Here is a 15,710-nt window from a genome sequence, read left to right on the forward strand (position 1 = left end):
TGATAAAAGCGACTAAAATGTAGCTATTTACGGAACTTCTAGCCGATAAATACTAATTAAGTATATAATATACCCCTATTAAATTAACTTTATTGATATATGAATAATTTACGTGAACTTACTTTAAGAGGTACCATCCTTGGTGCTTTTATTACGGTCATTTTTACTGCATCAAATGTTTATCTTGGTTTAAAAGTGGGATTAACGTTTTCATCCGCAATCCCTGCTGCAGTAATTTCAATGGCAATATTGAAACTATTTTCGGGTTCAACTATTTTAGAAAATAACATGGTGCAAACTCAAGCATCAGCGGCAGGTACATTATCTTCAATTATTTTTGTGCTTCCGGGTTTGTTAATGATTGGTTACTGGCAAAACTTTCCATTTTGGTTAACCTTTGCAATATGCGCCGCAGGTGGAATGCTTGGGGTTTTATTTTCAATTCCATTACGACATGCCATGGTCGTTAAAAGCAATTTGCCTTATCCTGAGGGAGTGGCTGCTGCTGAAATTCTAAAGGCAGGCTCTAAAACCGATAATAAAGAAGCTAATGATGGTTTAAAGGATATTTTATTTGGTGGCATCGTTGCCTCCACAGTCAGCCTTTTTACTAATGGTTTTCGTGTGTTATCTGAAAGTACTGCTTATTGGTTTACTGTCGGCAAATCCATTTTTCAACTTCCTATGGGTTTTTCGTTAGCGTTACTAAGTGCAGGTTATTTGATTGGGATTATGTCAGGAATTGCCATTTTAATTGGAACCATTATTGGTTGGGTATTTGGCGTTCCAATTTTAAGTGCAATTACCGATTATGATACTAGTCTGCCTTTATCTAAAGTTGCAATGGGATTTTGGGAAAAAGATATACGCTTTATTGGTGCGGGAGTCATTGCTATTGCAGCAGTTTGGACACTATTTACATTAATCAAACCAATGATTGAAGGTTTAAAAATATCATTTAAAAGTATGCGTTCAGATGCGTCTGACGATGATATTGCATCAACCGAGCGGGATTTATCACCTAAAGCTATTTTATTAATTATGGGTGGTATGTTAGTTATTTTATTAGTCACTTTTTATAGCTTTATTACAGATAGTGGGCTATCGGCAGGCGTTGCTTGGTCATTAGTGTTTTGCGCTACATTGTTTGCTTTTATTATGGGCTTTTTAGTGGCTGCCGCTTGTGGTTATATGGCTGGACTTGTTGGTTCATCGGCTAGCCCAATATCAGGCATTGCCATTGTTGCTATCATTGTTATTTCATTAGTTCTATTAGGCTTAGGTGAAGCTAATGGTATGTTAGCTTCTGCCGAGGGCTCTAATTTTGCCACAGCTCTTACGCTGTTTACTACCAGTGCAGTGTTATCAATAGCCTGTATTTCAAACGATAATTTGCAAGATCTAAAAACAGGTTATTTAGTTCATGCTACACCATGGAAACAACAAGTGGCGTTATTAATTGGCTGTGTTGTTGGTGCGATTGTTATTGCGCCTATTTTAGAAATTTTATATAACGCTTACGGCTTTACCGGTGCGCTTCCACGCTCTGATATGGATCCAAAACAAGTTTTATCAGCACCTCAAGCAACATTGATGACAAAAATTGCCAAAGGAATAATTTCAAATAATCTTGATAAAACCATGATATATATCGGGCTAGGTATAGGTGCTATTATTATTATTATCGATTCAGTTTTAGCAGCTAATAAAGCTAAGTTTAGGTTGCCAGCGCTTGCTGTTGGTTTAGGTATTTACCTACCACCAAGTATTACCATGCCTATTTTCATTGGTACTTTCTTATCATGGATAATTAAACGTTATGCTTATAAAAAAGCACAATCACAAAATTTAGATCCAGAACAGCAATTTAAGAAAGTTGATCGTAAAGCAGCATTGATTGCGTCAGGGCTAATTGTTGGCGAAAGTTTAGTGGGCGTATTATTGGCGGTTGTAATTGTTATTAGTATTACAAGTGGTGGAAATGATGCACCGCTTGCAATTTCGGCTGATTTAGGTATGTTACCTCAATTTTTAGGTCTCTTTGTTTTTGTTGGTATATGTACGCTCTTTATTCGTCGCGCTTTATCAGCAATTAAGAAATAGTCCTATTGAATAATTAAATTTAAGCCCTTTATTTTTTATTATAAAGGGCTTTTTATTACTTAAGATTTTTACCAATTTTTAATGTAAGGGCTATGTTCATTGAGGTATTATAAATATTCAATTTAGCCATGTTTGAATCTAATGCTTCTGATAATGTACTTACTTTGCTTAAAATACTAAACATAGATGATATACCACATGGATAAACAGTTTCGGCTTTATCTCCTAAACTACCTACTATAGCAATAACTGGTTTATTATATTTTTTTGCAATATGAGCAACACCTACAGGTACTTTACCATTAACGCTCTGATAATCTAATCGACCTTCACCAGTAATAACTAAATCAGCCTCTTTAACTAATTCATCCAAATTTAGCAACTTAGTGATAATTTCAATACCAGGTTTTAATTTTGCATTCATGAAGACCAACAAAGCAGCTCCCATTCCACCTGCTGCACCTGTTCCTGGAGTAAACTCAATATCGACATTAAAAGTTTGTTTAATAACTTGAGCAAAATGTTTAAGATTTGAATCAAGTAATTTGACATCTAATGGTGTAGCTCCTTTTTGTGGTCCAAAAATAACAGAAGCTCCATTTTCACCAGTTAAGGGATTGGTAACATCACAAGCTACTTCAAAATCACATTGCTTAATTCGATGATCCATTTGACTAATATCAATTTTCTCAATAGCACTAAGTGAAATACCGCCATAACCAATTTGATTTCCAAATTTATCTAGGAGCCTGACACCTAGTGCCTGTAGCATTCCTGCACCTCCATCATTTGTCGCGCTTCCACCAATTCCTATGATGAATTTTTTACAACCGCGATCGAGTGCATCTTTAATTAATTCTCCGGTACCATATGAGGTGGTAATTTTTGCATCTCTCTTATCGATCGAAACTCGCTCAAGCCCACTTGCAGCAGCCATTTCTATTACCGCAGTTTGCCCATCACCAGATATACCATAAAAAGCCAGTCCTTTTTCGCCTAATGGATCAGTAATAGAAACCTTAACTTTATGACCATTTAACGCATTCACCATCGCATCGACAGTACCTTCACCACCATCTGCAACTGGTCGTAAAAAATATTTTGCATCAGGGTAAACTTGTGAAAATCCCGCTTTTATCTCATTAGCAACTTCAATAGCACTTAAGCTTTCTTTAAAAGAATCAGGAGCAATGACAACTTTCATACATATCCTTACACAATTGGACAAATTATTGAGTATGTCTCCATACTCAATATCAATATCAATATTAATTATTTAACTTCTATTTTTGCTAATGCTTCATAATAGCGGGCTAATGCACTATGATCACATTCGCCCATACCATCAGTTTTTAGTGCTTGCATCATCTCCATCACAATTGCAGTTAATGGTAATGATGTTCCTACACCATGAGAAGTATCCAAAGCATTTTGCAGATCTTTAATATGTAAATCAATTTTAAAACCTGGTTTGAAATTACGATCTAATACCATCGGAACTTTAGCATCTAAAACAGTACTACCAGCAAGACCACCACGAATAGCTTGATAAACTAATTTAGGGTTTACTCCTGCTTTAGTCGCTAAAACTAGTGCTTCTGACATAGCTGCAATATTAAGTGCCACAATAACTTGATTAGCAAGTTTAGTTACATTACCAGCACCAATATCACCAGTATAAACAACTGAACCAGCCATTGCTTTCATTAAATCGTAATGTTTATCAAAGATGTTTTTGTCTCCACCTACCATCACTGACAATGTTCCATCGATTGCTTTTGGTTCGCCGCCACTAACAGGTGCATCTAACATAGTTAAACCTTTTTTGACGACTTCATCATGAATCTCACGACTTGCCAATGGTGCTATTGAGCTCATATCTATGATCGTTGTACCTTTTTTCGCTCCATCAACAATACCATTTTCGCCCAATACCACTTCTTTTACATGAGGTGAATTAGGTAACATAGTAATAATTACATCACAACGTTTAGCAACTTCTTTTGCATTTTCTGCACTTTCTGCACCTGCAGCAACAACATCTTTAACTGCATCTAGGTTTCTATCACAAACCACAAGTGAGTAACCTGCTTTTAACAAGTTTTTACTCATCGGTTTACCCATAATACCTAAACCAATAAAACCAATTTTCATTTTACTCTCCTTTTTCTGATAAAAAATAACTGTTATTTTAGAAATTTATCGGCTAATGATTGTGTTGCACTTCTTAAAAGGCCAAGATCATTACCGACGGCAACAAAAGTTGCTCCCATATCTATATACTGACGAGCATCAGCCTCTATAGTTGCTAAAATACCACAAGCTTTGCCTTGCTTTTTAGCTTCATTAAAAACTTTTTTGATTGCTGCTTGAACATCAGGATGCTTTGGATTTCCAAAATGCCCTAAAGAAGCAGAAAGGTCACTTGGCCCAATAAAAATACCGTCGACACCATCAACAGCTACAATGGACTCTACATTATTAACAGCTTGTTGTGTTTCAACTTGCACCATAACACAAATATTTTTGTTAATTTTTTGGAAGTAATCTGGAATCGTTCCATATACATTACTTCTATGAGCAACAGAAACACCTCTCACACCCTCAGGTGGATATCGTGTATAAGAAACAGCAAGTTTTGCTTGTTCTGCAGTCTCAACATAAGGTATTAAAAAGTTATAAAAACCGATATCAAGTAAGCGTTTAATAAGAACCTGATCATTCCATGAAGGGCGAACGACAGGCGCACTAACACTGTCTTTTAATGCCATTAATTGGGGCACAAATGAGATAACATCATTGATTGCATGCTCTCCATCAAGTAATAGCCAATCAAAACCAGCTAAACCAAGTATTTCTGTTGAAATAGGACTACCTAATGCAGCCCAACAACCAATAAGTTTTTTTCGTGCCAACATATCTTGTTTAAATTGATTGTGGCATGTCACCTTTTTCATAATTTACCTTCACATTTTTTACACATTGTGTCTTGATAATAAATTTTAATTATCTAACTAAACACGGTTTTTTATTATCAAATTGCCAATTAGGTATTAAATATTGCATAGCAATAGCATCATTACGATTACCCAGTTTCATACCTTTAAATAATTCATGCGCTTTCATTACCTGATCCATATCAATTTCAATCCCCAAACCAGGTTTTTCAGGAACTTTGATTTTGCCATTAACAATTTGTAAAGGGTCTTTTGTTAAACGTTGGTTTCCTTCTTGCCAAATCCAATGCGTATCAAGTGCTGTTGGGTTACCTGGTGCTGCTGCACCAACGTGAGTAAACATCGCAAGTGAGATATCAAAATGGTTATTTGAATGAGATCCCCAAGTTAAACCAAATTCATGACACATCTGAGCCACTCGGACAGATCCACTCATCGTCCAAAAATGTGGATCCGCAAGTGGAATATCAACAGATTGTAAAGATAATGTGTGTGCCATTTGACGCCAATCTGTTGCAATCATATTGGTTGCCGTTGGTAATCCTGTCGCACGTCGAAATTCGGCCATAATTTCGCGCCCTGAAAAGCCTTGTTCGGCTCCACAAGGATCTTCGGCATAGGTTAGTGTGTCTTTCAAATATTTACCTATACGTATTGCTTCATCTAATAACCAACCACCGTTTGGATCTAAGGTTACTCGTGCATCAGGGAATTTCTTTTTAATCGCTATGACGGCTTCGGCCTCATCTTCTGCCGATAAAACACCGCCTTTTAATTTGAAATCTCGAAAACCATATTTTTCATAAGTTGCTTCGGCTAAACGGGCTATCTTTTCTGGCGTTAATGCTTCTTCATGTCGTAATCGATACCAATCACATTTATCTTCAGATTGATTTTGATAAGGGAGATCTGTTTTTTTGCTGTCTCCAATATAAAATAAATACCCTAACATCTCAACTTCATCTCGTTGCTGTCCATCACCAAGTAATGAAGCTACCGTCACGCCAAGATGTTTGCCTAATAAGTCTAACATGGCGGATTCAATGGCAGTCACAACGTGAATAGTTGAACGTTGGTCAAAAGTTTGGTTGCCTCGTCCACCTACATCACGATCAGCAAATTGATTGCGAACTCGGTTCATAACATTTTTGTATTGCGCAATTGATTGCCCAATAACTAGCGGTTTTGCGTCTTCAAGCGTTTGGGTGACAACGCCAACACATGGCACTTCGCCTAAACCAATATTGCCCGAATTATCTTTAAGAATAACGATATTCCGTGTAAAGTAAGGCGAATGCGCACCACTTAAATTTAATAACATACTGTCATAGCCGGCTACTGGGTAGACATGCATTTCAGTAATAATTGGTGTTGATGAACTCATAATTACCTCTTTAATTTTCAATTTATATAAATCTTTTTTAACAAACCATAGACGGGCGCTTACAATCAAATTTTCAATTGGGAATTAAATACTGCATTGCTATAGCATCACGATTTAAAATTGAAATTGCCTTACCTTCAACATGAGGGATTGCCTGTTTTAGGGCATTTTCAATTATAGTGCCACCTGGTGCTTCACCAACACCAGTATGCCCCGTATTATCTGTTAAAATAACAATATTTCTAGTAAAGTAAGGACCATGTGCACCACCAATATTCATTAACATGCTGTCATATCCTGCTACTGGAATAACTTGCATCGATTTAATGATCGGAACTGACTGAGTACACATAAAACGTTTTCCTTGGCTCTAATCTATTGTTAGTTATAAATATTGTTAATTTTTCTTTAATTCCATACGTGTAATAGGACCAACAATAACTAAATAGCTAAACGCTGCAACAAAAGCGTGACCAGCCACAAAAACTAAAGCCCATTCAAATCGACCTGTCCATGCAACAATATAGCCAATAATAATTGGTGAAATAATACTAGATGCGTTACCAAACATGTTGAATAGTCCACCAGCAAGTCCACTCATTTCTTTAGGTGCAGTGTCAGCCATAACAGCCCATCCTAATGCACCAACACCTTTACCAAAGAAAGCCATTGACATAAATAAAATAACTAATGCAATTGAATCAACGTAATTACATAAAATCATTGTCATCGAAAATAACATTCCTAAAATAATCGGCGTTTTACGTGCAATTGAAAGCGATCCTGTTTTACGCATTAGAAAATCTGAAAAAACTCCACCACTAATTCCACCAATAAAACCACAAATAGCTGGAATAGCAGCAGCAAAACCAACTTCTTTAATATTCATTCCACGTTGCGTTGCAAGATAAATAGGAAACCAAGTAATAAAGAAAAATGTTAAACAGTTAATGCAATACTGTCCTAAATAAACACCAAGCAACATTCTGTTTGTAAGAAGCTGAGTTAAATAACCTAATTTTGGTCCTTTTTGCTTACCATCCGCTTTCTTTTGATCCATATCAACCAAAGCTCCGCCTTCAATGATATAATCAACCTCTGCTTGATTTGCCCATGGATGATCTTTGGGATTACGAATCATAATTAGCGTTGCAATACTCACCAAAATACCAAGACCTCCCATAAAAAAGAATACAGATTGCCACCCATATTCGTGAGTTAACCATCCCATAATCGGTGCAAAAATTACTGTCGCGAAATATTGTGCTGAATTAAAAATAGCTACTGCTGTTGCTCTTTCTTTAGCAGGAAACCATGCTGCTGTTATGCGACTATTTCCAGGAAAGGAAGGTGCTTCTGATAACCCCATTAAAAACCGAAAAGTGAAGAGCATAATAAGAGCCCAAGCACCAATAAAAAAATGAACTGTACCTTGTAATAAGGTAAAAATAGACCAGAATAGAATACTGTAAAAATAAACTCGTTTTGATCCAAATCTATCTAATAACCAACCACCAGGTAACTGTCCTATCACATAGGCAATACCAAATGATGACATTACCCAGCCCATTGCTGCCGCATCAAATCCCAATTCTCCCGATATTGATTTTCCTGCAATACCTAATGTAGCTCTATCACCATAATTAACAGCGGTGACAATAAATAAAAAAATGACTGTCATCCACCGGATGTTAGTCTTTTTTTGCCTTGCTTTGTTTATTTTCATATTTAGCCTCTATACGATTTTTGAATTTATTAATCCTGAATCTTTACAAACGTCGCTGAGTAGAAAATCACTAGTCATTAAATATTTCTCAGTAACCCGTTATTAATAAATTATTATCGGACAGTCAGGCGATATATTTCATTAGATGAAAAAACAAAATAATAACCAGAATGTCACTTATTTTTGTGAAAATGCACAATGTAATGTTATATTCCTCACATAATTTTAGATAGTTGCTCTAATTTTGTGATGTGGAACACATTAATATAGTCATCTGCACAAATTAATCGTAATATCACCTTGAATAATTATGAATATTCATAATGATATTCATTGTTTTTACATTTAATATACGAAAAATAAATCAGTAAAAACATCATAGTAGATATAAATCTTTGCACTTTTGATTATTACTGAAAAGCTAATCATTTTATAGGAAATAAATAATGGAAAACCATCGTAATAAACCGCTCTATATCAAAATCAAAGAAATTGATAACGTTGCTATTGTTGTGAATGATGGTGGGTTGCCCAAAGGAGCTCTATTTCCGGATGGATTAGAACTAATTGAGAATATACCTCAAGGTCATAAAGTTGCTTTAAATGATATAAATCAAGGGCAAGAAATTATCCGTTATGGTGAAATTATTGGTTTTGCCAAAGTAGATATAAAAAAAGGAGGATGGGTTAACGAGTCTGTGACTCAAATACCAACCGCCCCCGAATTACATGAATTAGCCATTGCCACAAAAAAAAGTGAACCGCTTCCACCTTTGGACGGTTATACTTTTGAAGGTTATCGTAATAAAGATGGTTCCGTTGGAACGCGAAATATACTTGGTATAACCATGAGCGTTAACTGTGTTTCTGGCGTTGTTGAGTATGTCTCAAAAATTATTGAGCGTGATTTATTACCTAACTATCCAAATGTAGATGGTGTTGTTCCATTAACGCATCTTTATGGTTGCGGTGTAGCTATTGATGCTCCAGCAGCTATTGTACCAATACGGTCTATTCATAATTTAGCTAAAAATCCTAATTTTGGTGGTGAAATTATGGTTGTGAGCTTGGGGTGTGAAAAACTTCAGCCAGAAAAATTACTAAAAGGAACTGAAGATTCAATTCCTATCAAAATAGAAAATGATGATCTAGTTATATTGCAAGATGAACGTGGTTTTAAAGCCATGGTGAATAATATTTTGAATGTAGCTGAAAAGCATTTACAACGATTAAATCAGCGTCAAAGGGAAACTGTTCCAGTATCAGAATTAGTAATAGGTATGCAATGCGGAGGTAGTGATGCTTTTTCTGGCGTCACATCAAACCCTTCTGTAGGGTTTGCTTCTGATTTATTAGTTAGATGCGGTGCTACTGTGATGTTTTCTGAGGTTACTGAAGTACGTGATGGTATTCACTTACTTACACCAAGAGCGGCTAATGAGGAGGTTGGTAAAGCACTAATTCGTGAGATGCAGTGGTATGATGAATACCTTGCTGCCGGAAAAGTCGACCGTAGTGCAAATACAACGCCAGGAAATAAAAAGGGAGGATTAAATAACATAGTCGAAAAAGCAATGGGATCAATTGCTAAGTCAGGAACAAGCCCTATTGTAGAAGTTCTAGCTCCTGGACAACGCCCAACGAAAAAAGGATTGATTTTTGCAGCTACACCGGCAAGCGATTTTGTCTGCGGAGCTCAACAAGTTGCGTCAGGAATTACATTACAAGTTTTTACTACTGGACGAGGAACACCTTATGGCTTGGCTATGGTACCAGTAATTAAGATGTCTAGCCGTAATATTGTGGCTGAACAGTGGTTTGATTTAATTGATATTAGTGCCGGCGATATTGCTTTAGGAAAAGCAACAATTGAAGATATAGGTTGGAGACTATTTCATTTGATTTTAGATGTAGCAAGTGGAAGAAAGAAACCATGGTCAGATCATTGGAAATTATATAACCCGTTAGCTATTTTCAATCCTGCACCAATAACCTAATTATTTATAAAAGAAAATGCCAGATTGTTTACGCTTCATGATTAAGATAATTATTTAAAAACTCATTAATCGTCTTCATGTAAAATTTCATCTGGATAGTTTTTTATAATGTTCATTCATACTATTTAAATAAAAGCAAACAGCTTTAACCTAGCTTTTTGCATATTATAAATGCAAGCAATTCCTATAAATTAACTTCTATCTAATTGCAAACCTATATATAAAAGTAATCTATCATCAAATTTTGCAAGATTTAATCCTGTTAACGTAGCAATTTTATTTAAACGATACTCTAATGTATTACGATGGATAAAAAGTTCATTAGCTGTATTACTACTATGAACATTATTTTTAAACCATGTTTGCAAAGTTTTCCTCAAAAGACCATTATTATCAGCCAGCCTTAATTTTTTCAAAGGTAATAATAATTCTTCGGCTTGCCAGTCATAACTTAATCCATGTAATAAAACAGGTAAAATTAGCTCTTGATAATAATAATTACGAATATTAGGCATTCTTTGTTTACCAATTAACATCGTCGTTTTTGCTGTCTGGTAAGACTTTACCAAAGGATAAGGATGTTGCTCAAAATAATTACCAAGCGAAATTCTAATATCTAATTGAGTAATATTTTTTATTGTAATAATAAGTGACTCTAGTTTCTTCTTATGTTCTAATAAATCCCATCGTCCATACCTATTAAGTGCTGGGATTAAAATAACTAGCTCAGTAACTGATTTAGTTGCTACTAAATTATGTTTACTTAGCAATTGTATCTGTGTTTGTAAATTTTGTAATTCACTCATTGCAGTATCAATGCCTAACTGTCCACTATCGACCTCAATCATACCAACCACTCTGGGTAAATCCAAATCGATATCCAATCGTTTAACCCATTGAATCATACTGTCGGGCAAAGTCTCTTTTTCAATTAGCGTTAGGATAAGCTCTTCCTTTAAACGATTATTATAAGATAGCTCTTGTAATAAATGAGTTTGTTCCATCATCATTTCTGCAGACATGCGAACAAGCTCTCCAAATTGCCAAATATCGGAAGGTTCGCCAGTTAATCCAATTACACCAACAATCCTATCATTAAGTTTTAACGGTAGATTGACTCCTGGTTTAACACCTTGTAAATTTTTCACCATGGTACTATCAATTGAAACTGTTCGTTTCTGAGATATAGCTAACATCGCTCCTTCATGTAGCTCTCCAATACGTTCTAAATCACCACTGCCAATAATACAACCATGTGCATCCATTACATTGATATTGCAATCAATAATTTTCATGGTTCTTTCAACAATTTGTTGTGCAATTTTAGGTATAAGGTTATAAGAGTCCATTACCATATTAATTACTCTATTTTAATTTTGCATAAACCCAATTTTTTGTTAGCATAACACATTTTATTTTGAATAATAGACAAAAATATCATGATAGTTTTTGATTCAATCCAAGTGCGCCGAGGCGTTAACTTACTTTTAGATAATGCTTCAGCAACCATTAATCCTCAACAAAAAGTTGGGTTAGTAGGTAAAAATGGTTGCGGAAAATCGACGCTGTTTTCACTAATTAAAGGTGAAATTCAAGCTGATGCCGGCACGTTAAGTATACCATCGCAATGGCAACTCGCTTGGGTCAATCAAGAAACTCCGGCATTAGATATCCCTGCGATTGAATATGCCATTGATGGCGATCGTGAGTATCGACAATTAGAAAAACAGTTAGATACCGCTAATGAACAAAATAATGGTCAGCAAATTGCGATTATCCATGAAAAGCTTGATACCATTGATGCTTGGACAATTCGCGCTCGAGCTGCAACCTTACTACATGGTCTTGGTTTTTCTAATGAGCAATTAATGTTACCGGTTAAGTCCTATTCCGGTGGTTGGCGAATGCGATTGAATTTGGCACAAGCGTTAATGTGTCGTTCTGATTTATTATTGCTTGATGAACCAACCAATCACCTTGATTTAGATGCTGTCATTTGGCTTGAAAAATGGTTAAGTAACTATCCAGGAACGCTGATTTTAATCTCTCACGATCGTGATTTTTTAGATCCTTTAGTCAATAAAATTATTCATATTGAACAAAAAAGTTTATTTGAATACACCGGTAACTACTCTTCATTTGAAATTCAACGCTCAACAAAGTTGGCACAACAACAATCACTCTATGAAAGCCAACAACTCAAAGTTGCACACTTACAAAATTATATCGATCGATTTAGAGCCAAAGCTACAAAAGCTAAACAGGCACAAAGCCGTATAAAAATGTTAGAAAGAATGGAACTGATTGCACCTGCTCATGTTGATAATCCATTTCATTTTAATTTTAAGCCATCTGAATTCTTACCAAGTCCTTTGTTAATGATGGAAAAAGTTGTAGCGGGTTATGATGATAAAATTATACTAGAAAAAATTAAGCTTAATTTAGTCCCTGGTTCACGCATTGGCTTATTAGGACGCAATGGTGCAGGTAAATCAACACTGATTAAATTGCTAGCTGGTGAACTTGCACCTAAAGAAGGCCATATTAATCTCGCTAAAGGTGTTCAATTAGGTTATTTTGCTCAACATCAATTAGAATATCTACGCCCCGATGAGTCACCACTTTGGCATTTAACGCAACTTGCCGAACCGAAAAATACAGAGCAAGAACTGCGTAATTATTTAGGTGGATTTGATTTTCAAGGCGATAAAGTCACCGAGCCAGTTAAAACTTTCTCGGGTGGTGAAAAGGCGCGACTTGTTTTAGCTTTAATTGTCTGGCAAAAACCAAATCTTCTTTTATTAGACGAACCAACTAACCACCTAGATTTAGATATGCGACAAGCATTGACTGAAGCGTTAATTGATTTTGATGGTGCATTAGTTGTGGTGTCACATGATCGCCATTTACTACGTTCGACCACCGATGAATTCTATTTAGTCCATGATCATAAAGTTGAACCATTTGACGGCGATCTTGATGATTATCAAAAATGGTTAGCCGAAGCACAAAAAGATGATAACCAATCAAATGACGAAATAAATTCACCCAAAAAAGAAAATACAAGTAATATATCAGCTCAAGATCGTAAAGAGCAAAAACGTAAACAAGCTGAATTACGTGCACAAATGCAGCCAATAAAAAAACAGTTACAAAAAGAAGAACAGATGCTTGATAAATTAACCCATCAATTAAAGCAAATTGAAGAACAACTGTCTGATCCTGCAATCTATGATGCGAGCAAAAAAAACGAACTTACAACTTTGTTACTAGAGCAAAGCCAACTTAAAAATCAATTAGAAGAAACAGAACTACAATGGTTAGAATTACAACAACAACTGGAATCGTTTAACTTAGATTAAATTGATCATTTTGGTTAATAGGCTTGAGGTAATGGCTATCCATTGTCTATAAGCCAGCTATTTAAATTCATAGGTTATCCTCGCCAATGTTATCGACGATATCATAGATGTACATTTTTGCCTGTTCAAAATCATATCCCTCAATACCAAAAACGGATGTGCAAGATATCATACCTTCAAGTATTAACATAATTAGGCAAGATGCTTGTTCACATGACTTTGTGCCTCCTAGACATTCAAAAATCCTATCTTGAATCCACTTTTTATGTTCACTAACAATAGCGCATATTTCTTCGCTTTTATTGTTATATTCAGACTTAGCTCGTACAAACATGCAACCGCGGTAATTATCATTCTTAAACCATTTTATATGCCATGAAATAATTGCATTGATTTTGTCTTTTATAGGTGTGTTGTTCTTTAATTTATTTAGCAATGGAATTATACCGATAGCATTAGCAGTTGGGACATCTATCGCATTGATGCAGTTACTACGTGTAGTTCACGCTCCAGCTGGTGCAACCCCTATTTTAATCATGATGTCCGGAATTACTGACTATTCATTCTTGATAACACCAGTACTTATAGGTTCGGTTTTATTAGTCATGGTTGCTTTAATAGTTAATAATATAGGAATCGAAGCACGTTGGCCTAACTATTGGTTGGGATATCACTTTTATATGGGTAAAAGAATAAAAAAATCTAAAAAAGAATAGATTGCCTGTATTATATTAATAATAAGTTAAATTATGATCCGATAGTGGTTTTATCTACCTTGGCGACTCACTTTGATTAAATATATTAGAAACAGAACTATTATTCTCAAATTCTCGAAAGACATTATATTTCTTTCATAAAAACAAAAACCACAAGATTGACTCTTGTGGTTTTCTAAAAGATACAGCTAATTCAGTGAAAAAACTATATCAAAAAATTAGCTCTTTTCAACTTGACTAAAATCTAGCTCTACAGGAGTTGAGCGTCCAAAAATAGAAACCGATACTTTTAAGCGATTTTTTTCGTAGTCAACTTCTTCAACAACACCGTTAAAGTCAGCAAATGGACCTTCATTAACACGAACAAGCTCACCCGGCTCAAATAACGTTTTAGGACGTGGTTTATCGCCAACTTGTTGTAGACGATTCATGATTGCATCAACTTCACGTTGGCTAATTGGCGCTGGTCGATCCGACGTGCCACCAATGAAACCCATTGTTCTTGGTACGCTTCTAACTAAATGCCAAGTCGCATCATTCATCATCATTTCAACTAATACATAACCAGGGAAAAACTTACGTTCACTTTTGCGACGTTGCCCACTTTTCATTTCAACAACTTCTTCGGTTGGAACTAATACTTCACCGAATGCATCTTCCATATTATGTAATTTGATATATTCACGTAATGATTGTGCAACACGTGCTTCATAGCCGGAATAAGCTTGAATAACATACCACCGTTTTTGTTGTGATTCGCTCATATTAACGCCCTATTGATGTTAAATAAAAGATTATTGAACGGAATAAAGAATCCATTCCCCAAAGCGCTAAACCAACAATAACTGTGATAGCAGCAATAAGTAAAGTTGTCTGTGTCGTTTCTTTACGAGTTGGCCATACAACTTTTCTTAACTCTTTTTTAGATTCATTTAAAAATGATAAAAATAATTTGCCTTTGTTTGTTGTGATCGCAATAAACAGAGTTAATAGAGAAACAACAACAACTATAATAATCCGAACGATTGTATTAGGTTGATATATATCATTAGGTTGGGAAAAATAAAAATTTCCCCAAACAATAAACGCAATCAATACTAGAACTAAACCCCATTTCAATTTGTCTAGAATAGTATTTGTATTTTGACTCTCGTTACTTACTAGCATATAAAACCTATATTATGTTATTTATAATAATATCTATTTTCCAAAATGCTCTTTTAATAAAAACATTTTGCTAAACAGACTAGATAAGAAAGGGCATCGAATGATACCCTTTCTATTGCCGCTAAGGCTTAATTCAATTATTTAATAACTTTAGCAACCACACCAGCACCGACAGTACGACCACCTTCACGAATCGCAAAACGTAAGCCGTCTGCCATCGCGATTGGGTGAATTAATGATACTGTCATTTTGATGTTATCACCAGGCATTACCATTTCTACGCCTTCTGGTAATTCGA

The 15,710-nt window shown here is 35.3% G+C and carries 14 protein-coding genes and 1 pseudogene; 4 read left to right on the forward strand and 11 right to left on the reverse strand.

Features of this window, described 5'->3' with window-relative positions; all coding sequences use genetic code 11:
• Positions 1–99: 99 nt before the first annotated feature.
• Positions 100–2,103, forward strand: coding sequence for an OPT family oligopeptide transporter (locus tag ACYIAJ_RS09125; protein WP_483560339.1), 2,004 nt, complete (start codon positions 100–102; stop codon positions 2,101–2,103).
• A 55-nt stretch (positions 2,104–2,158) separates the two neighbouring features.
• Here the strand turns inward: ACYIAJ_RS09125 and ACYIAJ_RS09130 are convergent, their stop codons facing one another.
• From ACYIAJ_RS09130 to ACYIAJ_RS09155, 6 genes and pseudogenes are all read right to left on the reverse strand, one after another.
• Entirely contained in the window at positions 2,159–3,307 is a 1,149-nt protein-coding gene (locus tag ACYIAJ_RS09130; RefSeq protein WP_483560340.1) for a glycerate kinase, read from the reverse strand.
• 68 nt (positions 3,308–3,375) lie between these two features.
• Positions 3,376–4,257 carry a 2-hydroxy-3-oxopropionate reductase gene (garR, locus tag ACYIAJ_RS09135; RefSeq protein WP_483560341.1) on the reverse strand — a complete coding sequence of 294 codons (882 nt, stop codon included), beginning with the start codon at positions 4,255–4,257 and terminating at the stop codon, positions 3,376–3,378.
• 32 nt (positions 4,258–4,289) lie between these two features.
• Entirely contained in the window at positions 4,290–5,060 is a 771-nt protein-coding gene (garL, locus tag ACYIAJ_RS09140; RefSeq protein WP_483560342.1) for a 2-dehydro-3-deoxyglucarate aldolase, read from the reverse strand.
• 49 nt (positions 5,061–5,109) lie between these two features.
• On the reverse strand, positions 5,110–6,444 hold the full coding sequence (gene gudD / locus ACYIAJ_RS09145) for a glucarate dehydratase (RefSeq protein ID WP_160404058.1): 1,335 nt from the start codon (positions 6,442–6,444) through the stop codon (positions 5,110–5,112).
• Positions 6,445–6,553: 109 nt separating this feature from the next.
• A pseudogene (locus ACYIAJ_RS09150) lies at positions 6,554–6,796 on the reverse strand (glucarate dehydratase); the annotation flags it as partial.
• A gap of 45 nt (positions 6,797–6,841) precedes the next feature.
• Complete coding sequence (locus ACYIAJ_RS09155; RefSeq protein ID WP_160404057.1) at positions 6,842–8,170, reverse strand: MFS transporter; 1,329 nt, start codon at positions 8,168–8,170, stop codon at positions 6,842–6,844.
• A 446-nt stretch (positions 8,171–8,616) separates the two neighbouring features.
• Here ACYIAJ_RS09155 and garD point away from each other — a divergent pair, with 446 nt between their 5' ends.
• Positions 8,617–10,167, forward strand: coding sequence for a galactarate dehydratase (gene garD, locus ACYIAJ_RS09160; RefSeq protein ID WP_483560343.1), 1,551 nt, complete (start codon positions 8,617–8,619; stop codon positions 10,165–10,167).
• A gap of 191 nt (positions 10,168–10,358) precedes the next feature.
• Here garD and ACYIAJ_RS09165 read toward each other — a convergent pair whose 3' ends face one another.
• A complete protein-coding gene (locus tag ACYIAJ_RS09165) occupies positions 10,359–11,516 on the reverse strand; it encodes a sugar diacid recognition domain-containing protein (protein ID WP_483560349.1) in 1,158 nt (385 codons plus the stop codon).
• 90 nt (positions 11,517–11,606) lie between these two features.
• Here ACYIAJ_RS09165 and ACYIAJ_RS09170 point away from each other — a divergent pair, with 90 nt between their 5' ends.
• Positions 11,607–13,529, forward strand: a complete 1,923-nt coding sequence (locus ACYIAJ_RS09170; RefSeq protein ID WP_483560344.1) for an ABC transporter ATP-binding protein — start codon at positions 11,607–11,609, stop codon at positions 13,527–13,529.
• A gap of 67 nt (positions 13,530–13,596) precedes the next feature.
• Here ACYIAJ_RS09170 and ACYIAJ_RS09175 read toward each other — a convergent pair whose 3' ends face one another.
• A complete protein-coding gene (locus ACYIAJ_RS09175; RefSeq protein ID WP_483560352.1) occupies positions 13,597–13,965 on the reverse strand; it encodes a hypothetical protein in 369 nt (122 codons plus the stop codon).
• On the opposite strand from ACYIAJ_RS09175, the gene ACYIAJ_RS09180 reads away from it, so the two are divergent.
• Positions 13,940–14,245 (forward strand): HPP family protein, encoded by a 306-nt coding sequence (locus tag ACYIAJ_RS09180; protein ID WP_483560350.1) that lies wholly within the window; start codon positions 13,940–13,942, stop codon positions 14,243–14,245. The genes ACYIAJ_RS09175 and ACYIAJ_RS09180 overlap by 26 nt on opposite strands.
• Before the next feature lie 218 nt (positions 14,246–14,463).
• Here ACYIAJ_RS09180 and nusG read toward each other — a convergent pair whose 3' ends face one another.
• The 3 genes from nusG to ACYIAJ_RS09195 all read right to left on the reverse strand — a co-directional run.
• Entirely contained in the window at positions 14,464–15,009 is a 546-nt protein-coding gene (gene nusG / locus ACYIAJ_RS09185) for a transcription termination/antitermination protein NusG (RefSeq protein ID WP_483560345.1), read from the reverse strand.
• A gap of 1 nt (position 15,010) precedes the next feature.
• A complete protein-coding gene (gene secE / locus ACYIAJ_RS09190; RefSeq protein WP_483560346.1) occupies positions 15,011–15,412 on the reverse strand; it encodes a preprotein translocase subunit SecE in 402 nt (133 codons plus the stop codon).
• A 137-nt stretch (positions 15,413–15,549) separates the two neighbouring features.
• On the reverse strand, positions 15,550–15,710 hold a 161-nt coding region (locus ACYIAJ_RS09195), incomplete at its 5' end, for an EF-Tu C-terminal domain-related protein (protein ID WP_483560351.1).

This window comes from Gilliamella sp. X-46 (genome assembly GCF_057063525.1).

What these genes read in the sequence shown, in the direction of transcription:
- ACYIAJ_RS09125 (WP_483560339.1), top strand. Translation starts at nt 100, where the DNA reads ATGAATAATTTACGTGAACTTACTTTAAGAGGTACCATCCTTGGTGCT.
- ACYIAJ_RS09130 (WP_483560340.1), bottom strand. Translation starts at nt 3,307, where the DNA reads ATGAAAGTTGTCATTGCTCCTGATTCTTTTAAAGAAAGCTTAAGTGCT.
- garR (WP_483560341.1), bottom strand. Translation starts at nt 4,257, where the DNA reads ATGAAAATTGGTTTTATTGGTTTAGGTATTATGGGTAAACCGATGAGT.
- garL (WP_483560342.1), bottom strand. Translation starts at nt 5,060, where the DNA reads ATGAAAAAGGTGACATGCCACAATCAATTTAAACAAGATATGTTGGCA.
- gudD (WP_160404058.1), bottom strand. Translation starts at nt 6,444, where the DNA reads ATGAGTTCATCAACACCAATTATTACTGAAATGCATGTCTACCCAGTA.
- ACYIAJ_RS09155 (WP_160404057.1), bottom strand. Translation starts at nt 8,170, where the DNA reads ATGAAAATAAACAAAGCAAGGCAAAAAAAGACTAACATCCGGTGGATG.
- garD (WP_483560343.1), top strand. Translation starts at nt 8,617, where the DNA reads ATGGAAAACCATCGTAATAAACCGCTCTATATCAAAATCAAAGAAATT.
- ACYIAJ_RS09165 (WP_483560349.1), bottom strand. Translation starts at nt 11,516, where the DNA reads ATGGACTCTTATAACCTTATACCTAAAATTGCACAACAAATTGTTGAA.
- ACYIAJ_RS09170 (WP_483560344.1), top strand. Translation starts at nt 11,607, where the DNA reads ATGATAGTTTTTGATTCAATCCAAGTGCGCCGAGGCGTTAACTTACTT.
- nusG (WP_483560345.1), bottom strand. Translation starts at nt 15,009, where the DNA reads ATGAGCGAATCACAACAAAAACGGTGGTATGTTATTCAAGCTTATTCC.
- secE (WP_483560346.1), bottom strand. Translation starts at nt 15,412, where the DNA reads ATGCTAGTAAGTAACGAGAGTCAAAATACAAATACTATTCTAGACAAA.